17 protein-coding genes are annotated in these 20,894 nt (G+C 63.8%); 4 read left to right on the top strand and 13 right to left on the bottom strand.

All coding sequences use genetic code 11. The features are described 5' to 3' along the window. Nucleotides 1-8: 8 nt before the first annotated feature. From GM676_RS07150 to GM676_RS07135, 4 genes are all read right to left on the bottom strand, one after another. Complete coding sequence (locus GM676_RS07150; protein WP_371866140.1) at nt 9-2,588, bottom strand: pectinesterase family protein; 2,580 nt, start codon at nt 2,586-2,588, stop codon at nt 9-11. Further along, nucleotides 2,585-3,367 carry a rhamnogalacturonan acetylesterase gene (locus tag GM676_RS07145; protein WP_155462735.1) on the bottom strand — a complete coding sequence of 261 codons (783 nt, stop codon included), beginning with the start codon at nt 3,365-3,367 and terminating at the stop codon, nt 2,585-2,587. Before GM676_RS07145 ends, GM676_RS07150 begins: the two co-directional genes overlap by 4 nt. Nucleotides 3,368-3,432: 65 nt before the next feature. Continuing rightward, nucleotides 3,433-6,159, bottom strand: coding sequence for a TonB-dependent receptor plug domain-containing protein (locus GM676_RS07140; RefSeq protein ID WP_155462734.1), 2,727 nt, complete (start codon nt 6,157-6,159; stop codon nt 3,433-3,435). A gap of 208 nt (nt 6,160-6,367) precedes the next feature. Continuing rightward, nucleotides 6,368-7,072 (bottom strand): FadR/GntR family transcriptional regulator, encoded by a 705-nt coding sequence (locus tag GM676_RS07135; protein WP_155462733.1) that lies wholly within the window; start codon nt 7,070-7,072, stop codon nt 6,368-6,370. Between the two features lie 279 nt (nt 7,073-7,351). On the opposite strand from GM676_RS07135, the gene garD reads away from it, so the two are divergent. Together garD and GM676_RS07125 are read left to right on the top strand one after the other, a co-directional pair. After that, complete coding sequence (gene garD / locus GM676_RS07130) at nt 7,352-8,914, top strand: galactarate dehydratase (protein WP_155462732.1); 1,563 nt, start codon at nt 7,352-7,354, stop codon at nt 8,912-8,914. 21 nt (nt 8,915-8,935) lie between these two features. Continuing rightward, on the top strand, nt 8,936-9,742 hold the full coding sequence (locus GM676_RS07125) for an NAD-dependent epimerase/dehydratase family protein (protein WP_155462731.1): 807 nt from the start codon (nt 8,936-8,938) through the stop codon (nt 9,740-9,742). Here the strand turns inward: GM676_RS07125 and GM676_RS07120 are convergent. Continuing rightward, complete coding sequence (locus tag GM676_RS07120; RefSeq protein WP_155462730.1) at nt 9,739-10,626, bottom strand: LysR family transcriptional regulator; 888 nt, start codon at nt 10,624-10,626, stop codon at nt 9,739-9,741. The genes GM676_RS07125 and GM676_RS07120 overlap by 4 nt on opposite strands. 104 nt (nt 10,627-10,730) lie before the next feature. Here GM676_RS07120 and GM676_RS07115 point away from each other — a divergent pair, with 104 nt between their 5' ends. Next, a complete protein-coding gene (locus GM676_RS07115; RefSeq protein WP_155462729.1) occupies nt 10,731-11,129 on the top strand; it encodes a RidA family protein in 399 nt (132 codons plus the stop codon). Here GM676_RS07115 and GM676_RS07110 read toward each other — a convergent pair. The 3 genes from GM676_RS07110 to lepB are packed head-to-tail and all read right to left on the bottom strand — an operon-like array spanning nt 11,101 to nt 14,937. Continuing rightward, on the bottom strand, nt 11,101-13,464 hold the full coding sequence (locus tag GM676_RS07110) for a CPBP family intramembrane glutamic endopeptidase (RefSeq protein ID WP_155462728.1): 2,364 nt from the start codon (nt 13,462-13,464) through the stop codon (nt 11,101-11,103). The two genes, GM676_RS07115 and GM676_RS07110, sit on opposite strands and share 29 nt — an antisense overlap. Further along, nucleotides 13,461-14,201, bottom strand: a complete 741-nt coding sequence (locus tag GM676_RS07105; RefSeq protein ID WP_155462727.1) for an ABC transporter ATP-binding protein — start codon at nt 14,199-14,201, stop codon at nt 13,461-13,463. Before GM676_RS07105 ends, GM676_RS07110 begins: the two co-directional genes overlap by 4 nt. Before the next feature lie 58 nt (nt 14,202-14,259). Further along, nucleotides 14,260-14,937 carry a signal peptidase I gene (lepB, locus tag GM676_RS07100; RefSeq protein WP_155462726.1) on the bottom strand — a complete coding sequence of 226 codons (678 nt, stop codon included), beginning with the start codon at nt 14,935-14,937 and terminating at the stop codon, nt 14,260-14,262. A gap of 91 nt (nt 14,938-15,028) precedes the next feature. On the opposite strand from lepB, the gene GM676_RS07095 reads away from it, so the two are divergent. Next, nucleotides 15,029-15,811: a cytochrome P450 family protein gene (locus tag GM676_RS07095; protein ID WP_155462725.1), complete on the top strand. Its 783-nt coding sequence runs from the start codon at nt 15,029-15,031 to the stop codon at nt 15,809-15,811. On the opposite strand, the gene ggt is transcribed toward GM676_RS07095, so the two are convergent. The 5 genes from ggt to GM676_RS07070 all read right to left on the bottom strand — a co-directional run bounded on the left by ggt (nt 15,808) and on the right by GM676_RS07070 (nt 20,889). Next, complete coding sequence (gene ggt, locus GM676_RS07090) at nt 15,808-17,532, bottom strand: gamma-glutamyltransferase (RefSeq protein ID WP_155462724.1); 1,725 nt, start codon at nt 17,530-17,532, stop codon at nt 15,808-15,810. The genes GM676_RS07095 and ggt overlap by 4 nt on opposite strands. Nucleotides 17,533-17,543: 11 nt before the next feature. Further along, a complete protein-coding gene (locus tag GM676_RS07085) occupies nt 17,544-18,041 on the bottom strand; it encodes a hypothetical protein (protein WP_155462723.1) in 498 nt (165 codons plus the stop codon). 153 nt (nt 18,042-18,194) lie between these two features. Continuing rightward, the gene (rpoH, locus tag GM676_RS07080) at nt 18,195-19,082 is read right to left on the bottom strand and encodes an RNA polymerase sigma factor RpoH (RefSeq protein ID WP_371866139.1); all 888 of its coding nucleotides are present in this window, start codon (nt 19,080-19,082) and stop codon (nt 18,195-18,197) included. Nucleotides 19,083-19,315: 233 nt separating this feature from the next. Further along, a complete protein-coding gene (ftsX, locus tag GM676_RS07075) occupies nt 19,316-20,236 on the bottom strand; it encodes a permease-like cell division protein FtsX (protein ID WP_155462722.1) in 921 nt (306 codons plus the stop codon). Beyond that, a complete protein-coding gene (locus tag GM676_RS07070) occupies nt 20,233-20,889 on the bottom strand; it encodes a cell division ATP-binding protein FtsE (protein WP_155462721.1) in 657 nt (218 codons plus the stop codon). Before GM676_RS07070 ends, ftsX begins: the two co-directional genes overlap by 4 nt. Nucleotides 20,890-20,894: the final 5 nt, after the last annotated feature.

Here is a 20,894-nt window from a genome sequence, read left to right as displayed (position 1 = left end):
TGTGGTCCTTATTCATCTGCATTGTTGAACTCACCGAGGAAAACGTCGGCCGGCGAAGGAGGCGCGGTGTAGCCGAGATCTTTGACAGGATCGATGCCGGCTTTAATCAGGTTGTTCCAATGATCGTCCGAGTTGTATTGCGCCGGACGATAGGAGATGGTGCCTTTCTTGTTCCAGTCGGACCAGGGCTGCTGTTTGTTGATGTGGGCACCAATGCGCGAATTCAGTACCACCATCTTGCCGACTGCTTCCAGCGACACGCGCGCCACGGTGCCGGTAGGCGCCTTGTAGCCGTTGCTTGGGCCGTAGGTGCAGCTGTAGCCTTCCACCGGCAGTGGGGCGTAAGGCGTGCAGCGCGAGCTGTGGAACCATTGGCGCAGCAGGTAGAAGTTGCCCGTCTTAGAACCTTCATGCGTGAAGCGCACGTTGTCGAACACGAAGCCGTATTTGGTTTTGAGGTGCGTATCCGGCGCGGCGACGTAGGAAACGCCACGGTCGCCCAGCGTACGGATCTCGCTCTGGTGGAAGTAGGCGGTGCTGTCGCCGAAGATGAAATCGACGTCGCCTTCGATATACGATTTGTTGAAGAAGCTGCGCACGGTGCTGCCGGGCTGTGGCGACTTTAAGTACAGGGTGTCCTGGAAGCCGATCAGGCGGATGTTTTCGAATTGCGCCTTGTCGGCGCCGTCCACGCTCAGCGCAAGCGCCTGATGGTGGATGTTGTTGATGTTGGGGAGCGCTTCCGCACGGGCGTTACCGGTGTCTTTGTTGTAGCCGTTTTCAAACGTGATGTTACGGGCCTGGAAGCCGTTGTTCTGCGCCCAGACGGTTTGCGTGCCGAAGGTGCCGATCTGCGCGCGGTCCTTGATGGTGGCGTACATGGCTTGCACCGCCGGCGCGGCCTTGGCGAATTGCGCGCCGTATTGCGCGTCGTAGGCTGCGCCGGTGATGGAGGCATCCAGTCTGGCCGTAATGCGCGTGGCGGTGGCGTCCTTGCCTTCGCCGTACAGCGTGATCGGCGCGGCGCTGGCGGGGATGTATACCAGCTCCGGATACACGCCCGGCTTCACCAGCATGTACAGGCGCTTGCCGGCGCTGTCCAGCAGCGCGCGGCTGACCGCCTCCTGCACCGTGTTGAAGGTGCGCACGCCATCTGCGCGTGCGCCTTTGTCGACGATGTAGTCCGGTGTGAAGGCCGCGCCTTTGGCCAGCGGGTCAGACAGCGGGTCCCATGGATCGATGGTTTCCTTGCCGGCCGCGCCGACGTATTTCAGGACTTCGCTATATGCGTATTGTCTTGCCTGTTCCGACGTGAGTTGCGGGCGCATGGCGCTGGCTGTTTCCGGGAACGGCGCGAAGCGGTTGGCGCAGGTGCTGGTGTCCTGATGGCCGATCGCTTCCCCGGTCAGGTTGGCGAATTCGATCTTGCGGTCCGCCTTGCCGGCGATGCTGACGTTACGCAGCGTGGCCTGCACCGGACGCTGCTCGTCGTAGCCTTGCACGCTGATGCGGCCTGGCGTGACGCTGTGTACGTCGTCGAAAGCGATGTTGGTATAGACCGGAACCAGCGTGCCTTCGGCCTTGTTGTCGTAGCGGGCGCCGATGTCGATCGGCGTTTTCACGCTGCGCAGGCAGACGTTGCGATAGCTGACCTGATCCACCACGCCGCCGCGCGAAACGTCGCTCTTGATGCGCAGTCCGGAGGTGGTGCCATCCATGCTCAGGTCTTCCACCAGCACGCGGCGCACGCCGCCGTTGGTTTCGCTGCCGATGGACATGCCATGGCCACTGTAGAAGCGGTTGTGCAGCACGGAGATGTTTTCGGTGGCGCCGTTGTTGCCGGCCTTGATGGCGATGTTGTCGTCGCCAGTGCGAATATGGCTGTAGGCGACGGTGATGTTGCGCGAGGAGATGGGATCGATACCGTCGGTGTTGCGCGCGGTGGCCGGGGTGTCGATGCGTACACCCCATGCGGTGAAGCCGTCCACCTTGTTCAGCGTGACGTGGAAGTTGGGCGAGTTACGCAGGGTGATTTTATGCAGGGTGATGTCCTGCGCGTTGGTCACTTCGATCAGGCGCGGTATGTTCTGGCGAGCGTCGTCCTTTTGTGCGCGGCGCGCCAGCTGCCACCAGGATTCGCTGCCGCCGTCGATCACGCGGCCACCCTGGCCGTCGATGCTGCCTTCGCCGTAGATGCCGCTCGATTTTGCGTTATCGATGGTGATGAAGGGTTTGCAGCCGCGCCCCTGTTTGTCGATGGTGCCGCAGGTGTTTGCGCCACGGTCGTACAATTTGGGATTGAGACTGGCTTGCAGCACGGCGCCCTGGTCGATCAGCAGGCTGACGCCACTGCGCAGCCTGAGCGGGCCGGAGGTAAAGCTGCCGCTCAGCCGCACGGCGCGGCCGGCAGGACATTGGTCGATGGCGGACTGGATGCGCGCGGTGTCGTCACTGCCTGCCGTCGCTGCGGTCAGTACGGTGCAGGAGGGCGGCGGCGTCGGCTCGCTGACCTTGCGCGTGTCCTGCGCTTGCGTGACGCCGGCGGCCAGTAATAGCGCCAGTGCCGCCGGGATGCGATGACTTGTCACTGTTCGCTCTCCGGCTTGAACTGGCCCGCTACTCCCGGGATGCTGCGTTTGATCTCGTCCATCACCATGCGCGAGAAGTAGGCTGCGCCTTTGGCGCCGACGTGGGTGCGGTCGAAGGCCGATTTGGCGGCGCCGGCCACTTCCACTTTGCCGGCAGCGGGCGCCACGCCATAGTCGGCAGGGCGCGGAACCATGGCCAGCGTGTCCGCTTCATCCTGACCCATGGCTTGCACGGCCGCGTAGCTCTCCGCGTTCAGATCCAGCAGCGGCGTTTTCTGCGCCGCGGCGGTGGCGCGGATCACGTCGGCCCATGGGGCAAGGTTATTCTCCAACACGCCGTCCTTGAAGGTGCGGCGCGTCAGCGGTGTGACCAGCACCGGCACGCCGCCCAGTGTCTTCACTTCCTGCGCATAGCGCGCCATGTTGACGGGGAATTCGGTTTTCAGATCGGTCGAGCGGCCAGGCTTGCCCGGCTGGTCGTTGTGGCCGAACTGGATCAGCACATAGGTGGCGCTGTAGGCGGCGGAGCCGCGCAGCAGGCCTTCCACCTCGTCCCAGCGGCCCTCGGCCCGGAAGCTGCCGGAACTGCGGCCGCCTTTCGCCAGGTTGATGCAGGTGTTGGCGCGGTTGACGCGCGCGCAGAACGCGTCGCCGTAGCCGCTGGTGTTGGCCATGGTTGAATCGCCGACCAGGATGAAGCGGATAGGCTTATCGGCCGCGTGTGCGCCGCTGGCCAGCAAGGTCGTTGCGGTAGCAAGGCAGGTAATCAGGATTTTCATGATGAGTTCCGGGCAAAAAAAAGGCGCCGGCCGTGGTGTCGGTCCGGCGCCCATACTCAGGCGGATCAGAAGTTGTAGGTTACGCGTACGTTGTACGCACGGCCGATCGGGCTGGACGCGCTGCTCAGGTAACCAAAGCTATACAGGCTGCTGTTGGTTGCCGGTGGTGGCGCGTTGAGCAGGTTGGTGATGCCGAACACCACTTGCGTGTTCGCGAAGCCATTGTACGTCGCGGTGTAGTTCCACTGCTTGTACGAGTTGATGTTGCGCCAGTACTGCTTCGCCACCAGATTCTGGTCGGTGTACTTGGAGTTGTAGTTCTGGCTCAGTTGCATGTTCCAGTTGCCCTTGGCCCAATTCAGCTTGGCGGTGTGCTTCCAGCGGTAGGTGATGATAGGGAAGCTGGAAGTGGTGCCGTTGCTGGCCAAACCGAACTGGCCGATGTTCGACACGAACGGGCTCCCTGCATACAGCTGGTTGTCGAACTGGGTCAGATAAGTACCGTCGATCGACACCTTGAAATCGCCGTACACCGACGAACGCGGGAAGGCGTACGAACCCGAGACGTCCACGCCAGCCGCTTTCTGGCCACCCAGGTTCATGGTGGTGTTGTTGATGAAGTTGATGGTGCGGTCGGCGTTACGCACGAAGTACGACGCATACTGCTCCGGATACAGGAAGTAGACTTGCTCCGGCAGGTTGGCCAGCATGTCGGTCATGCGGATGTTCCAGTAGTCGAACGACACCATGGCGTTCTTGACCGGTTCCATGACCACGCCCAGGGTGTAGCCTTTCGACTTCTCCGGCTTCAGGCCGGCGTTGGAGCCGGTCTGCTTGGGCAGGGTGGTGTTGCAGACGGTCGATGCCACATAGCCCGGCAGCGCGGTGCCGGTGCCGGCCACGCCCGGGGTGCCGCCCGGGCACAGTACCGGATCGTCCCACTTGGCGGCGGTCAGGCCGGTGGCGCCTGGCAGGCGATAGCCGTAGGCGTCGAACAGGGTCGGGGCGCGGAAGCCGGTGTTGGCCGAACCACGGAACATCAGCTGCTTGCTAGGCTCCCAACGGAAGCTGATCTTCGGATTGACGGTGGTGCCGAAGTCGCTGAAATGGTCGGCGCGCACGGCGGCGTTCAGTTCCAGCGTTTTGGTCACTGGCGCGTTGATCTCGGTGAACAGCGCGGCCACGTTACGCGCGCCTTCGCCGTGCGATGGGCTGGTGTTGGCGTAGGTGACGTCGGCCACGATAGGCAGCTTGGTGTCTTCGGTGGTGTCGCGGTGCAGGTCGGCGCCGATCGCCAGTGCCAGCGAGCCGCCCGGCAGTTCGGTCAGGGCGCGGCTGGCGGTGACGTCGATGCCGGTGAAGGTCGATTTCGAGGTGCGGTTTTTGGCGCCATCCACGCTGATCGATTGCAGATAAGCCTTGCCGTCGGCGTCTTGCAGGCCGAATGGATTCAGTTTGCCGTTCTTCAGGCCGTCCAGCAGGCCCTGGCCTTTGACGTAGCCGTCGTAGTAGTAGTTGTCGCGGTTGGAGATGCCGACCACCAGGCCGGCCTTGTAGTCCCAGCCGCCGATCACGCCTTCATCACTGATCGCCACACGCTGGTTGAGCTGCACGTCCTTGGTGGTCGCCAGGCCCAGGTCCGCCACGGACCAGGTAACGATCAGCGGCGCGTTGTTCAGACCCGCCACGGCGGGCACACCGCCGCTGGCGCCCGGATACCATTTGCTGGTCGACGGCAGAATGGCGTTGACGCCGCCGACTGGCAAGGTGGTGGTCGGGTTTTTGGTGCCGAGAATGAACTCCTCGCCGCGCGAGTAATCGATGCTGACGATATGGTCCTCGCTCAGCTTCTTGGCGCCGCGTGCGTAGAAGGTGACCTGCTGGTTGGCGTACAGCGCGGTGCCGTATTCATTGGCGTCCAGTACGCAAGTGCCTTTCTGGCCGACGATGGAGTACGGCGCCAGGCAGCCCTTGGTCGCGTACGGGTTCTGCGCGGTCTTGTTGGTCGCCGTGGTGAAGTTGGCCGGCGTGGCGTTGCCGCCGGTGCCCAGCGTTGGCGGACGACCGAGATTGGTCAGCACGTCCGCGGAACTCAGATACGCGCGGTCCGATGCGGCCAGGCGGGTACGCTGGTGGGCGTCGATGGTGGCGTAGAAGCTCCAGCCGTCGCGTTCCAGGTTGCCCTTGCCCCAGGTGGCGGTCAGGCGCTGCTCGTCGCCGCCGCCTTTTTTCTCAGGCTGCACGGCCTGCGCGGTCAACTGCGTGCCTTCGAACTGGGTCCTGGTGATGAAGTTGACCACACCGCCGATGGCGTCCGAGCCGTAGATCGAGGAAGCGCCGTCGCGCAGCACTTCAACGCGGGCGATGGCGGACATGGGAATCACGTCCAGGTTGGCATAGCCGTCGGCGATCGCCTCGTTGGCCAGGCGGCGGCCGTTCAGCAGCACCAGGGTGCGGTTCACGCCCAGACCGCGCAGGTTGATGTTGGTGCCGGAGCCGGCGTTCGACGGCGCCAGCGAGGCCGATTGCGGCAGCGCCATCATGAAGTCGGCCAGGGTGGTCATGCCTTGCTTGACCAGGTCTTCGGCCTTGACGGTGGTGACAGGCAGCGATGCTTCGTTGGCGACGCGCTTGATGCTCGAACCGGTCACTTCGACGCGGGTCATGTTGGCATCGTCGCCGGCGTTTTGCGCCGCCGCCTGGTTGGCCAGCGTCAGCACAGCCAGGCTAATGGCGGACAGCAGCAGGCGGGGTTGTGCGGAACGTTTCTGGACCGGGTGCTCGGACTTCATGGTGTTGTCTCCTTCGTCTCTTGAATAAAGTTATACGCTGCGCTGAAGAGCGCTTGCGTGAGTGGAGCACCTCGCGTACTCCGTGCCGCTAAGACGAGGGCCGCCGCGCTGCATGCGCAGCCGGGCCGAGGTCGAGTCGGTCGATAACTTGATTGCTTTATTTACGCGGCCGGCATCGAGGCCGGTCCTGCGTTTGCTACAAATACTGTTATCCGCGCGAGAAAGTGCGGGTCACGCGTTCCAGGTGGGCGCGCATGGCCTTGCGCGCCGCCGCCGGATCGTGGGCGGCAATCGCCTCCAGGATGCGGCGGTGGTCCTTGAGCGTTTCCTGACGCAGTTCCTCGGTCTGGAAGTGTTCCTTGAGCTTGTGCCACAGGCGGCCGCGCTGATCCCACAGGTAGTTCAGCGATCCGACCAGCGCGCTGTTGCCGGTGGCGCGCGCGATGGCCAGGTGGAAGTTGCGGTCGGCCTGCTCGTTGCTTGAATAATTGGCGTGGTGCTTTTCCATCTCCACCACCGCTTGCAGGATGGCGTCGATGGCGCTGTCGGTGGCGACGCGGGCGGCGATGGCGGCGATCTCGGATTCGATCAGGCGGCGCGCGGACAGCACTTCAAACGGACCGGGACCGGCTTCCGGCAGATCGGCTGCGGCCGGTTCCGGCAGTTCGCTGACGTAGACGCCGGAGCCGCCGCGCACTTCGATCACACCGCCCAGTTCCAGCGCGATCAGGGCTTCGCGCAGGGAGGCGCGGCTGACACTGAGCTTGGTGGCCAGGTCGCGCTCGGACGGGAGGCGCTCGCCGGCGGCGATGTTTTCGTTGCGGATCAGTTCCTGGATGCGGTCGGCCACCACGCGGTACAGCCGCGGCTCGTGGGCGTTGCTTTCGGCAGGAAGTGTGGTCTTTTTCAGCATTGATGTCTCGTCTCTGGTGTGGCTTATTGATTTGCCATCTGGTCAGGCCATTCTAAGGTGGTCAGACCAAATACGCAATGTGGACTAGCCAAATTAATTTTTAAATGGCATACTGAATTCATCGAGCAGCCGTCTGCGCCCCATGTCAACAAGGTCTCTTCCATAGGAAACATGCGGTTTTCAGACTGTGGCGCGCAGGCCACAACACCGAATTGGCCAGCCAATAACAGAAGTGGTCAGACCACTTTTCGAGACTAAAAAACAACGTAGGAAAGCCAGATGACCACTCCCGCCAGCGCCAACACACCGCGCTACATCCTCATGCACGACAACGATAACGTCGCGATTGTCGTCAACGACGGCGGCCTGCCGGCCGGCGCTGTGTTCGCCAACGGTTTGACGCTGTTGGAAGCGGTCCCGCAAGGCCACAAGGTGGCGCTGCGCGATCTGGCCAAGGGCGACCGCGTGGTGCGCTACAACGTCACCATCGGTTTCGCCGCCAAGGATCTGCCGGCCGGCAGCTGGCTGGCCGAGCACAATGTCGAGATGCCGGCCGCGCGCGAACTGGAAGGCCTGCCGATCGCCACCGTCAAGCCGCCGCCGCTGGAACCGCTGGAAGGCTACACCTTCCAGGGCTACCGCAATCCGGACGGCAGCGTCGGCACCCGTAACATCCTGGCCATCACCACCACCGTGCAATGCGTGTCGGGTGTGGTGGACTTCGCGGTCCAGCGCATCAAGGCCGAGCTGCTGCCGAAGTATCCCAACGTCGACGACGTGGTGGGACTGGAGCACACCTACGGCTGCGGCGTGGCGATTGACGCGCCGGGCGCCAATATCCCGATCCGCACCATCCGCAATATCGCGCTGAATCCCAACTTCGGCGGCCAGGCGATGGTGGTCAGCCTCGGTTGCGAGAAGCTGCAACCAACGCGCCTGTTCCCGAAAGGCTCGATCCCGATCCAGAACGCCGGCGGCGCCGATCCGGGCCTGGTGTGCTTGCAGGACGCGCAGCACGTCGGCTTCATGTCGATGATCGAATCGATCATGAAGCAGGCCGAAACCAATCTGGCGGAACTGAACAAGCGCCAGCGCGAAACCGTGCCGGCCTCGGAGCTGGTGGTGGGCGTGCAGTGCGGCGGCAGCGACGCCTTCTCCGGCGTGACCGCCAATCCGGCGGTGGGCTTTGCCACCGACCTGCTGGTGCGCGCCGGCGCCACCGTGATGTTCTCGGAAGTGACCGAGGTCCGCGACGGCATCGACCAACTGACCTCGCGCGCCACCACGCCGGAAGTGGCCGAGGCCATGATCCGCGAGATGGCCTGGTACGACGCCTACCTGACGCGTGGCGGTGTGGACCGCAGCGCCAACACCACGCCGGGCAACAAGAAGGGCGGCCTGTCCAACATCGTCGAGAAGGCGATGGGATCGATCGTCAAGTCGGGCAGCGCACCGATTTCCGGCGTGCTGTCGCCGGGCGAGAAATTGACGCAAAAAGGGTTGATCTACGCGGCCACGCCGGCCAGCGATTTCATTTGCGGCACGCTGCAAGTGGCTGCCGGCATGAACCTGCATATCTTCACCACCGGCCGTGGCACGCCATACGGCCTGGCCGAAGTGCCGGTGATTAAAGTCGCCACCCGCGACGATCTGGCGCGCCGTTGGCACGACCTGATGGACGTCAACGCTGGCCGCATCGCCAGCGGCGAAACCACCATCGCCGAAGTGGGCTGGGAGATGTTCCAGCTGATGCTGGACGTGGCCAGCGGCCGCGAGACCTTTGCCGAGAAATGGAAACTGCATAACGCTCTGGTGCTGTTCAATCCGGCCCCGGTGACCTGATAACAAAGAAAAGAGACAAACATGGCAAAACCATTCAAACGACTGCTGCTGACCGGCGCCGCCGGCGGCCTGGGTAAAGTTCTGCGCGACCGCATCAAGCCTTGGGCCGATGTGGTGGTGCTGTCCGACATCGCCGACATGGGTGAGGCGCGCGAGGGCGAAGAGATCGTGCAGTGCGACCTGGCCGACAAGGCGGCCGTGATGAAGATGATGGAAGGCGTGGACGCGGTGCTGCACTTCGGCGGCATCTCGACCGAGAACACCTTCGAGAACATCATGCAGGCGAATATTCTCGGCACGGCCAATATCTACGAGGCCGCGCACAAGAAGGGTGTGAAGCGCATCGTGTTCGCCAGCTCGAATCACACCGTGGGCTTCTACCGTAACACCGACTACATCGACGCCGCCGCGCCGACCCGTCCGGACTCGTTCTACGGCGTGAGCAAATGCTTCGGCGAGCAGCTGGCCAGCTACTACTGGGACCGCACCGGCCTGGAAACGGTCAGCCTGCGCATCGGCTCTTCCTTCCCCGAGCCGAAAGACCGCCGCATGATGGTGACCTGGCTGAGCTACGACGACCTGGTGGAAGCGCTGCGCCGTTCGCTGTTCGCGACGCGCGTCGGCTTCACCATCCTGTTCGGCATGTCGGATAACGAAGTGGCGTGGTGGGACAACAGCAAGGCCTCGCACCTGGGCTACAAGCCGAAGGACAGCTCCTCGCAATTCGACGCCAACTTCCCCGACAGCGGCGAATACCCGGACAAGAACGCCTCGGTCACCTACCATGGCGGCGCCTTCGCGCTGGCCGAGGTGCGCTACAAGGACTAAAGCTTCGCCATCAACTCGTCTATCCACGCCATGAAGGCGCGCAGCTTGGCGCTGACATGGCGGTTTTGTGGGTAGGCGAGGTACATGGGCATGGCTTCTATCCGCCAGTCCTCCAGCAGCGGCGTGAGTTCTCCACGCGCCGCGTGTGGCTTCGCCATGTAATGCGGCAGCCAGAGTACGCCCATTCCCGCCAGCCCCGCCGCCAGATAAGCATTGCCATCATCCGCCGCGACGATGTAGCGGGCGCTGATTTGCACTTGTTCCTGCTCACGATGCATTTTTGCCGAGGCCACGGTGCCGCTGCTGGAACGCAGAAAGCCGACGATGTGTTTTATCTCCGCCGGGTGCGCAGGCGAGCCTTCGCGGCGCAGGTAATCCGGTGCCGCGTAGAGGCCGAGCTGCAAGTCGCCTATATGCTTTGCCACCAGCGATGGTACAGTGATTTCCCCACCGCGCACCACGCAATCCACGTTCTCGCCGATGACATCGATATTGCGGTCGCTGACGCCCATGTTGATTTGTATCTCCGGATAGCGCCGGTGGAAGTCGGGCAGCGCGGGCATCAGGATGAAGCGGGCGAAGGGGCTCGGCACGTCGATGCGCAACCGTCCGCGCGGCGCGGCCAGTTCGCCGGCGAGATCAGTGTCCGCGTCTTCCAGATCGCCCAGCACGCGCACCACGCGCTCGTAATAGGCCGCGCCTTCGGCGGTCACCCTGACCTGTCGCGTGGTGCGGTTGAGCAGCTTGACCTGTAGCCGCGCCTCCAGCTGCTGCACCAGCTGCGATACGGTGGTCTTGCTCATGTGGAGCGTCTGCGCCGCCTTGGTGAAGCTGCCTGCTTCCACCACGCGCACAAAGGCCAGCAGGGTGTCGAATCGGTCCATGGGGTGATTGTTTGGGATCGCCAAACAGTCATTGTACGACTTGCCGGTTTATCGCGCGGCGGCGGATGTTTAAAGTCTCGTCATCACTTAACGAGGAGTTGAACATGTCTGCACGCGATGTTGTTTTCCCGCCTGGCCGCCAGGATTTGTATGAACGTTACCGTTATTCGCCGGCCATCCGTTCAAATGGCTTTCTGTTCGTGTCCGGGCAAGTTGGCAGCTTGCCTGACGGATCGCCGGAGCCTGAGCTGGAGGAGCAGGTGCGCCTGGCTTTCCGTAACCTGAACGAGATTCTGGCGGCGGCAGGCAGCAGCTTTGAGGAGGTGGTTGATGTCACCGTCTTCATGATTGATCCGCACAACCGTTTCGAGCGTATCTGGGCCGTGGTGCCCGAGTTCTGGGGCAGTGCGCCGTATCCGAATATCACCGCTGTCGGCGTCACTTGGCTGGCAGGCTTCGATTTCGAGATCAAAGTCATTGCCAAGGCCGGAAGCCAAGGATGACGGCGTTGTAGGCCGCGTGGACCAGCATGGGCGCCAGCAGGGTCTTGCTGCGTTCATAGGTCCATGCGGAACACAGGCCAAGCACGAATACCGGCAGCATCGACAACGGCGGATGCACCACCGCGAAGATGGCCGCGCTCATCACCATGGCCGGCAAGGCGCGCATTGAGCGCCGCAAGCCGCCGTAGATCAGGCCACGGAAGATGAATTCTTCACACAGCGGCGCAGCTACCACGGACAATGCCAGTATCCAGAGGCGCGAGCCGGAAGTGGCTGCCGCGGCCTTCTGGATTTCCGCCCACATCGCGGTGTGCTGTATCGCCGCCATGTAGCCCACACCGGCGGCGCAGGCCACCAGTGCCGCGATGGCGGCGCTGCGCAGCGACACGGCCCAGTCTACGCCACGCAGCATCGCCGGCACGCCGGCCGCCTTGCTGCGCCAGTACACCAGCCGCATCAGGCCATACACGGTCAGCCCGGCGATGCCAAAGGCGATGGTGATGGCTTGCGTGCTCACTTTGTCGAAGAACATCAGCACCAGCGCTTGCAGGATGAAGAAGGCGGTGGCGGCGATCAGGCCGTCGGCAGTGGAGACGCGCGCCGGCGGCGCGGCGGCCGGATCGAGCAGGTAGGGCAGCGAGTCGCGCGCCTTTTGCCACAAGGCCAGCGCCATCGATGCGGTCAGCACCAGCACCACCAGTTTCTGCGACCACACGCTGGTGTAGATCGACCAGGTGTAGAAGCTGGCCAGCAGCATGTAGAGGTAGACGTAGGTGGGCCGCACGCGGGTGCGCACGTCCACCGCTTGCGGATCGCAGGCGAACACGCCCAGTGAGACGGCGATCATGGAGTAGATCGGAATGCCGGCCGCCACACTCAGCGCCAGCACCAGCATGTCCCATTCGAATTCCGTGCTGTACCAGGCGGCGATGCCCAGCACGGCGGCAGGATAGATCAGAGTCAGTGTGCCCCACAGCTGCGCCTTTTCCTTCAACACGCTTTCGATCGAGCGCGGCACGGTGTACAGCAGCCACAGGACCTGGCCTTCGTTGTTCAGTGTCTGGAAGGCCGACAGCATCAGCATGTAGACGCCCAGGCCAAAGGCGATGGCGGCGGCCAGCGTGTGATGCTCGCCCAGTTCTGCAAGGCTATTCAGTTTGCCGTTGAAGACCATCTGGCTGCCGATGATGATCACCGGTAGCAGCAAAGTCTGGAACATGAAGTTGCGATCGCGGCTCAGCAGGCGCAGTTCGCGGCGTTTGATGGGTGACAGGAGGGCGGCCAGCAAGGCGCGCAGGCCGCGCGCGGGGACAGGCAGGGCGTCGGCGCGCGGCGCGGCGGTTTGCTGCTTGCCGCGCACGGTTTCGCGCGCGCCGGAATTGACCACGCCATGACGCAGCTGATGGCGCAGCAGTGCCATGCCGCCCCACATCAGCAAGATGACTTGCGCCAGCAGCAGGGCGGCACGCGCGGCAAATTGCGCCAGGTCCTGTGCCTGTATCGCTTGCAGCACCAGGCCGGGGGGCGTCCAGCCCACCCACGTCGGAAAGCCGCGTGCCCAGTCCATCGCGAAGCCACTCGCTTGTGGCATGCCCAGCGCCATGACGAAGTAGATCAGCGGCAGGTTGACCAGGCCCGCCACGGCTTGCATGTTGCGCAGTTGGGAGGCGGGGAGCCACATGCGCAGGCCGGTGTCGGCCAGCGTGTACAGCATGGCCGCCAACGGCAGCAGCACGGCTGCGGCCAGCAAGGCCACTGGCAGCGCGGTCCAGGTGTGGCCGGAATGCCAGGCGATCACGCCGAAGGCCGGCATCAGCGCAAAGTAGCCAAGGAAGTTGCTGGCGCTGCGTTCCAGCACCCGTCCCCAGAGCAGCGTGGCGCGCTCCACCGGCATGGTCACCAGCCATTCCAGATCCCAGTCCGGCTGGGTGATTTCCTTGTTCCCGAGCGGCATAACGACGGCGATGAGGAACAGGATGGTCACCTCCATCGTCAGTCCGTGCATCAGCGGCGCGGAGAAGGGCGCGGTGGCCAGTTCATCGAACGCCGCGTGCTGATCGATCTGTTGGTTGCCTTCCTTGTCCACATAACGGCATGCGCTGGCCGGGTCGAGCTGGCACTGCATGTTGAGCACCACGTTGTTGGACATGGTGGTGAACGAGAACGCCATCAATAGCGTCATCAGCGCGGTCAGTATCCACAGGTTGCTACGCTTGCCCGCGATGCCGTCGCGCGGTTTTTTCTTCTTGAAGAATATGCCGCTGTTGAACAACAGGTTGCGCTGGCGCGTCAGGCGCATCCTGGTCATCAACCAGATGGTACGCACCGCGCTCATTGCGCCGTCTCTTCAGCGGCTTCGTCGGTGATCTTCAGGAACACATCTTCCAGCGAGCCGCTGGCGGAGGATTCGGCGCGGATTTCATCCAGCGTGCCGGTGGCCACCAGCTCGCCGCGATGGATGATGCCGACGCGGTCGCACAGCTTCTCGGCCATGTCCAGCAAGTGGGTCGACACAAAAATGGTGACGCCGCGCGTGGCCGCCGCCAGCAGGCGTTCCTGCACATCGCGCGAGGCGCGCGGATCGAGGCCGTTGATCGGCTCATCGAGGATCAGCACCGCCGGATCGTGGATCAGCGCGCAGGCCAGGCCGAGGCGCTTCTTCATGCCGAGCGAGTAGTTGACGGCGTAGTCCTCGCCCGCTTCCTGCAAGCCGAATTCCGCCAGCAGGCGCGCGCTGCGCCCGGCCGCTTCGGCACGTGAAAAGCCGTGCATCTCGCCGACGAATTGCAGGATCTCGCGCCCGCGCAGGTAGTCGTAGAAGATGGGCGTGTCGGGCAGGTAGCCGACGCGGCGCTTCACTTCGGCCGGCTCGGCGTGGCAATCGAGTCCGTCGATCAGCACATGGCCACCGCTCGGCACCAGGATGCCCATCATCATGCGGATGGTGGTGGTCTTGCCGGCGCCGTTGGGACCGAGGAAGCCGAACACTTCGCCGCGCCGCACGGTCAGTGATAGCGGCTTGACAGCGTGGAAATCGCCGTAGACTTTGGACAGGCTTTGAAACTCGATCATGAGGACACCAGCAATGTTATGAATTTACTACATCATCATAACACCGCCGGCGCGCGGGCTATTGCTTTGGGTAGAGGCTCATGCCGAAGCGTTCGGTGCGCGGCATCCAGTTGCCGGTGATGTCGGCCGACGCCAGCACGCGTTCCGCGCGGCCGATCAGCAGGGCGCGCGGCACCAGGCCGATGTAGCGCGAGTCTTCGCTGTTGTCGCGGTTATCGCCCAGCATCATGTACTGGCCGGGCGGCACGACGATGGCGTCGAAATCGCGGCGCGCCTTTACCTGCGGGAGAAACTGGATGGCATGGCTGCGCTGGCCTAGCGATTCGTCGACGCGCACGGCGGCGATGTCGCCGATGCCTTTGATGCTTTCGGTGGTTTGGCCGATGGTGCTGTAGCCGGCCGGCTGGCCGTTGATGATGAGCTGCTCGTTGCGCATTTCAACGCGGTCGCCGGGCAGGGCGATCACGCGCTTGATCAGGCGCGTGCCGTTGACCGGCGAGGAGAAGGTGACGATGTCGCCGCGCTGCGGTTCGCCGGTCGGGCTGATGACGATGTCGGTCAGCGGCACTTTGACGTTGTAGGCCAGGCGGTTGACGAACACCACATCGCCTTCCAGCAGGTTGGGATGCATGGAGGCCGAGGGAATCGGATTCCAGTCGGCGACGGCGGTGCGGAAGATCCCGAACAGCATCAGGAACAGCAGAAACCCCTTGTTGGCGCGCACCCAGTTTTTCATGTCTTCTCCCAAGTGGTTGATGGCGAGTCAATAGAACGAGCGCTAATATTGTGGCCAGATTCTTAATCATGGCTTAGCTGCCGGAGCGATTATGAAACCCAACGATCTGCCATTCCCGCACGCGCTGGCCGCCGTCACGCACGCCAACCCTTACCCCTATTATGACGCGCTGGCGGCATCGCAGGACTGGCATTTCGATCCTTGTCTGGAGATGTGGGTAGCCGCCAGCGCGCCGCGTGTGGATGAGGTGATGGCGCACGCGGATTGCGCCGCGCCTTCGCCGGCCGCCATCGCCAGCGCCGATCCGCGTGTGGCGCGCGAGCGCGCGGAATTGATCGGCCGCCGCTTGTGGCGCGCGGACAAACTGTCGCAATGGATGACTTGCGTGCCGGAGCTGGCGATGGTCAGCGCGAGCGGCGGCGCGCACTTGCCGGCATTGGCTTACGAAGCGGCGGCTGGCCTGATCGGCAATGCCATACTGGCGCTGTTGCGCGAACCGGAAGAAGAGCGTAGCGGCATTGAGGAGATGGAGGCGTTGGTGTGCGCCGTCAGCCGCTTCGATCCACCGGTGCAGAACGCGCGCCGCATGGTTACGCGCGATTGCGAGATCGGTGGTGTGACGTTGAAAGCAGGGCAGAAGATTTTGCTGCTATTGGCCGCCGCCAGCCGCGATGCGCGCGGCGGCTGCGGCGGCTATGGTCTTGGCTTCGGCGTGGAGGATTGTCCGCATCACGCGCTGGCCTGTGCGCTGGCGGCGGGTGCCTTGCAGGGCATGCTGGGCGCCCTGCGAGGCCCGTCGTTGCAGGCGTGGTTGCAATCGCTGCGGTGGACCTATCGTGCTTCGTCCAGCCTGCGCATCCCGCAATTCATTTAGTGCGCGCTCTTTTGCACCAGCGCGCTGCCGACGCCGTGGCGATGGCCTTCGCTCACCGCCGTCACGGTGCCGTCGGGATTGAACACCAGCGCGTTGGCGGCGCCGATTTCTTCCGTTTCCTTGCTCCAGTGCTGGCCGGTTTTCTCCAGCGCCTGCGCCTGCGCGCTGCCGGCGAAGCCCGGTTCCACGTCGGTCGCCATGCCGTTGCGCTCCGACAGGCGCGGTGCGTTCACCGCATCCGGCATCGACATGCCCAGGTCGACGTAATTGAAAATGGTTTGCAGCACCGTGGTGATGATGGTGGCGCCGCCCGGACTGCCGATCGAGAACGCCGGCTTGCCATCCTTGAAGGCGATGGTCGGCGACATGCTGCTGCGTGGGCGCTTGCCCGCTTCCGGCACGTTGGGCGCGGGACCGGAGAAATCGAAGTCGGTCATCTCGTTATTCAGCAGGAAGCCGTAACCCGGCACCACGATGCCGCTGCCTCCCCACGATTCAATGGTGTAGGTGTAGGAGACGATATTGCCGTCCTTGTCGGACACGGTGAGGTGGGTGGTGTGCGCGCCTTCGGCAATCAGCTTGTTGGCGTTGGGGCGCAGCGGCACGCTCACGTCATTCTGGAATGGATAGGGATCGCCGGCCGGTGCCTGCACGCTGGCTTGCGCGGGATTGATCAGTTCACGGCGGCGCGCGGCGTAGTCCTTGCTCAGCAAGCCCGCCACCGGTGCATCGACAAATTCCGGGTCGGCCAGATAGGCATTGCGGTCGGCGAAGGCGAGGCGGCTGGCTTCAAGGTACAGGTGTTCGGCTTTGGCGCGCGGCAGCGACTTGAGGTCGTAGCCTTCCAGGATATTCAAAGCTTCGGCCACCGCCACGCCGCCGCTGCTCGGCAGCGGCATACCGTATAAATCATAGCCGCGATAAGTGCTGCGCACCGGCTGGCGCAGGCGCGCTTCGTAGTTGGACAGATCGGCCAGCGTGATGCTGCCGCCGTTGTTGTTGACCGCATCGGCAATCGCGCGCGCCATTTTGCCGGTGTAGAAAACCTTGACGCCGCCGGCCGCCAGTTCGCGGTAGGCCTTGGCCAGGTCCGGATTGCGTAGCGTGCTGCCGGCCGGTATGGCTTTGCCGTTGCGCAGGTACAGCGCGGCGGTGGCAGGGAACTTGGCGAATTTGCTTTCGTTGCCCTGTGCGAGATGCGCGAAGTTTTCGCTGACCTTGAAGCCTTGCGTGGCCACGTTGATGGCCGGCGCCAGCACCTGCTTGAACGACATCGAGCCGTAGCGGTCCAGCGCCTCGTGCCAGCCGCGCACCGTGCCCGGCACGCCGACCGAGCGGCCGCTGGCCACCACCGCTTCGAAATCGAGTTCCTTGCCGTCCTTGAGGAACACGGTCGGCGTAAAGCTGGCTGGCGCCGTTTCGCGGTGGTCGACGGTGATCACGCGCTTTTCCTTGGCCAGATAAATCACCATGAAACCGCCGCCGCCGATGCCGCAACTGAACGGATCGGTCACACCCAGTGTGGCGGCCGCCGCCACCGCCGCGTCAACCGCGTTGCCGCCCTGGTTGAGGATGGCGATCGCCGCTTGCGAGGCTGGCTCGCTGATGGTGGCGACGGCGCCGCCGGTGCCGGTGGCCACCGAGGTCTTGGCGGTGGCTGGCAAGGCCAGCGCAATCAGAATGGAGGAAACGAGGACGGTGCGGGAGAGCGTGGTGGTCATGTGGGCAAGGTTTAAGGTGAGTTAATGTTGCTCACCTTTAAGCTTACCTGATAATCGGGCGTGGTTTCATTTTTCGCCGGCACTTGCTGCGGCGTGAAGCCGGCCAGCGTGAAGCTGAGGCCGTTGCGCGTGACGCTGGGCGTGCCGTTCGGCATATTGTCCGACAGGACGAAGTTGCTGGCGCTGCCATCCGCCTGCTGGAGCGCGAAGCTGAAGCTGATATAGCCGGCCCAGACGCACACCACGCCGGTGCGGCAGCGGCTGTCGTTGACGCGCTCCAGCCGCAACACCGGAGCGGCCGCGGCCACGCTGGCGCCGCGCCCGGCCGCCGCGTTGGCGGCCGGCGTAATCACCACGCTGGCGCCCTGGCGCAGCACGTAGGTGGTGGTGAACGGCGCCGGCGCGGCCGCGCGCGGCGTGGCGGCGGTGCTGCCGCATGCATGCAGAACGGCCATGGCGGCCGCCAGCAAAGGCAGTACGATGAGCTGCCGCAAGATTGTGGTTTTCATCAGAGGGCTCCTGCATCCTTTGATGACAAGCTTAACAAAAAGACCACGAATGTGGCGCACGAACGGCACGCGGTCAGCGCCATGTCAAAGGACGGGCAAAAAAAATGCCGCGCGGCGCGGGCGCCGGCGGCATTCCGGGGACAGTGGCGATGCTTACACGTAAGCGGCCAGCGCGCCCTTCATTTTTTTCAGCGCGGCCGCTTCGATCTGGCGGATGCGCTCGGCCGAGACGCCGAATTCGTCCGCCAGCGTGTGCAGCGTGGCGCCCGAACCGTCGTCGTTGGCCAGCCAGCGCGCTTCAATGATGCGGCGCGAGCGGGCGTCCAGCTTGCCCAGCGCTTCTTCCAGGCCTTCCGATTGCAGGCGGGTCACCTGTTCGGCTTCCAGCACGCGGGTCGGTTCCGAGGCTTCGGACGACAGATAGGCGATCGGCGCGAACTTGTCATCTTCGTCATCGGTGGGCGATTCCAGCGCGATGTCGCGGCCGCTCAGGCGGGTTTCCATCTCGATCACTTCCTCGCGCTTGACGTCCAGCGTCTTGGCCAGCTGGTCGATCTGGGCCGGCGTCATGGCGTCCAGGCCTTGCTTGTGGCTGCGCAGGTTGAAGAACAGCTTGCGCTGGGCCTTGGTGGTGGCCACTTTGACCAGGCGCCAGTTTTTCAGGATGTACTCGTGCATCTCGGCCTTGATCCAGTGCATGGCGTACGACACCAGGCGCACACCCTGATCCGGGTCGAAGCGTTTCACGGCTTTCATCAGGCCGATATTGCCTTCCTGGATCAGATCGCCGTGCGGCAGGCCGTAGCCCAGATAGCCGCGCGCGATCGACACCACCAGGCGCAGGTGGGACATCACCAGTTGCTGGGCGGCGCCAAGGTCGGCTTGATCCTTGAGACGTTTCGCCAGCGAGATTTCTTCTTCGTGCGTCAGCATCGGCAGGCGATTAACGGCCGAAATGTAGGCATCCAGGTTCCCCAGGTTGCCACTGAACCCGAGTCCCAGAGCACTGTTTTTTGCAGGTACCACGGACATCATAGTCATTTTCGTTTCCTTCGCTTGAGATTGCTTACGAGCACTTTTGTACTCTGTCGAACATATATTAGCACTCTCCGTCGATGAGTGCCAATCATCCGAAATAAATGGGCCTGATAGCAATTCGCTATGGGGAGTGCTGTTGTATTTAGGATGCTCGATGGATCTTAGGGCTGGCTTAACCATGCTAAGCCCGGCAGATGCGCCATTCCGTGCGCGGACGCACGGAATGGGCGGATGGATTAGTTCAGGCGGGCGGTGTGGCGCTTGACCGAGAGGCGGGCGCCGATCAGGCCCAAGCCGGCGGACAGCGCCAGCAGGGCGGCCACGGCCAGTGGCGGCAGCGGCGCCAGCTGGAATTCCGAGGCGTACAGTTTTGCAAATTCGGCAATCGCGGTGTTCAGCGGGCGCAGCGCCAGCATCACCGCGCCCAGGGCGACGCCGCCCGCGCACAGGCCCAGCAGGGCGCCGGTGTAGTAGAACGGACGGTGGATGAAGCTGTCGGTGGCGCCGATCAGCTTGGACACCAGGATTTCCTCGCGCTGGGTCAGCACTTGCAGGCGGATGGTGTTGAAGATCACCGCCACCACCACCGTGCCCAGCGTGGCCGCCAGCAGCAGCAGGGCCAGGCGCAGGATGTTGAGCAGGGCGGCCAGGCGCTTGACCCAGGCGGAGTCGACCTGCACGGTATCGACACCCGGCAGCTGGCGGATCTGTTCGGCCAGCTGGTCGACATCGCCGCCAGCCTGGGCGTTGCGGAAGGCGTCCAGCTTCAGCACGTAGCTGTCCGGCAGCGGATTGTCGCCCAGGGTGGCCAGCACGTCGGCCAGGCCGTTCTTGTCCTTCAGATTCTCCAGCGCTTTTTCGCGCGGGGTGAAGATGATCTTGGCCTGCTTGTCCTTGACAGCCTGGCGCAGCGACACGGCCAGCCCTTCGGCCTGCTCGCGCGGCGCGTCCTGCTTGAGGAACACGCTGATTTCCGGATCGACCGACAGCGATTCCGACATCGGCCGCACGTTGTCGAGCAGGGTCACGCCCATGAAGGGCAGGGCCAGCGCGATTGCCACCACTAATATATTGAACAGGAAGCCGCCCGGCGAGCGGCGCAGGTGCACCAGCGCGGCGGCCAGCGCGTAGCGGTGTTGGCGCAACCAGTACGTCATGGCTGCACCCCCACCTGGCCCTGGTTGAGATGGATGACGCGGGCGGCGGCGTCCAGCATCACCTCGTCGTGGCTGGAGATCAGGCAGGTAACGCCGACCGAGTTGAAGGCTTTCAGCGCGTCCAGCACCTGGTTGGCGCTGGCGCGGTCGAGGTTGGCGGTCGGCTCGTCGGCCAGAATCACTTGCGGCCGGTTGACGATGGCGCGCGCGATCGACACCCGCTGCTGCTCGCCGCCGGACAGGGCCAGCGGCTGCGCCGCGGCGCGGTCGCCCAGGCCGACCTTGTCGAGGGCGGCGCGGGCGCGCTGCTCGGCCTGGCCGTGCGAGGCGCCGGTCACCAGCAGCGGCAGCATGACGTTGGCCAGCACCGTACGGTCGGTCAGCAGGCGCTGTTGCTGGAAGATCAGGCCGAGGTTGCGGCGCAGGAAGGGCACGGCCACCGGCTTGATGCGGCTGATGTCCTGGCCGTTGACGATCACCTGCCCGGAACTGGGGCGCTCCATGGCCGCGATCATCTTCATCAGGGTGGATTTGCCAGCGCCCGACGGGCCGGCGAGGAAAACCAGTTCGCCTTTGTTGACTGTCAATGACACGTCGCGCAGCGCCGTCACATCGGCAGAGTATTGTTTGGAGACGTTCCGGAATTCGATCATAGAGG

Source organism: Duganella radicis (assembly GCF_009720825.1).
Taxonomy (GTDB): Bacteria; Pseudomonadota; Gammaproteobacteria; order Burkholderiales; family Burkholderiaceae_D; genus Rugamonas; species Rugamonas radicis.
Note: the sequence above shows the minus strand (reverse complement) of the source record. Positions and strands in the feature narration are given on the sequence as shown.

Bases quoted from the DNA above. Each gene is read 5' to 3' on its own strand.
- GM676_RS07145 (WP_155462735.1), bottom strand. From the start codon at position 3,367: ATGAAAATCCTGATTACCTGCCTTGCTACCGCAACGACCTTGCTGGCC.
- GM676_RS07140 (WP_155462734.1), bottom strand. From the start codon at position 6,159: ATGAAGTCCGAGCACCCGGTCCAGAAACGTTCCGCACAACCCCGCCTG.
- GM676_RS07135 (WP_155462733.1), bottom strand. From the start codon at position 7,072: ATGCTGAAAAAGACCACACTTCCTGCCGAAAGCAACGCCCACGAGCCG.
- garD (WP_155462732.1), top strand. From the start codon at position 7,352: ATGACCACTCCCGCCAGCGCCAACACACCGCGCTACATCCTCATGCAC.
- GM676_RS07125 (WP_155462731.1), top strand. From the start codon at position 8,936: ATGGCAAAACCATTCAAACGACTGCTGCTGACCGGCGCCGCCGGCGGC.
- GM676_RS07120 (WP_155462730.1), bottom strand. From the start codon at position 10,626: ATGGACCGATTCGACACCCTGCTGGCCTTTGTGCGCGTGGTGGAAGCA.
- GM676_RS07115 (WP_155462729.1), top strand. From the start codon at position 10,731: ATGTCTGCACGCGATGTTGTTTTCCCGCCTGGCCGCCAGGATTTGTAT.
- GM676_RS07110 (WP_155462728.1), bottom strand. From the start codon at position 13,464: ATGAGCGCGGTGCGTACCATCTGGTTGATGACCAGGATGCGCCTGACG.
- GM676_RS07105 (WP_155462727.1), bottom strand. From the start codon at position 14,201: ATGATCGAGTTTCAAAGCCTGTCCAAAGTCTACGGCGATTTCCACGCT.
- lepB (WP_155462726.1), bottom strand. From the start codon at position 14,937: ATGAAAAACTGGGTGCGCGCCAACAAGGGGTTTCTGCTGTTCCTGATG.
- GM676_RS07095 (WP_155462725.1), top strand. From the start codon at position 15,029: ATGAAACCCAACGATCTGCCATTCCCGCACGCGCTGGCCGCCGTCACG.
- ggt (WP_155462724.1), bottom strand. From the start codon at position 17,532: ATGACCACCACGCTCTCCCGCACCGTCCTCGTTTCCTCCATTCTGATT.
- GM676_RS07085 (WP_155462723.1), bottom strand. From the start codon at position 18,041: ATGAAAACCACAATCTTGCGGCAGCTCATCGTACTGCCTTTGCTGGCG.
- rpoH (WP_371866139.1), bottom strand. From the start codon at position 19,082: ATGACTATGATGTCCGTGGTACCTGCAAAAAACAGTGCTCTGGGACTC.
- ftsX (WP_155462722.1), bottom strand. From the start codon at position 20,236: ATGACGTACTGGTTGCGCCAACACCGCTACGCGCTGGCCGCCGCGCTG.
- GM676_RS07070 (WP_155462721.1), bottom strand. From the start codon at position 20,889: ATGATCGAATTCCGGAACGTCTCCAAACAATACTCTGCCGATGTGACG.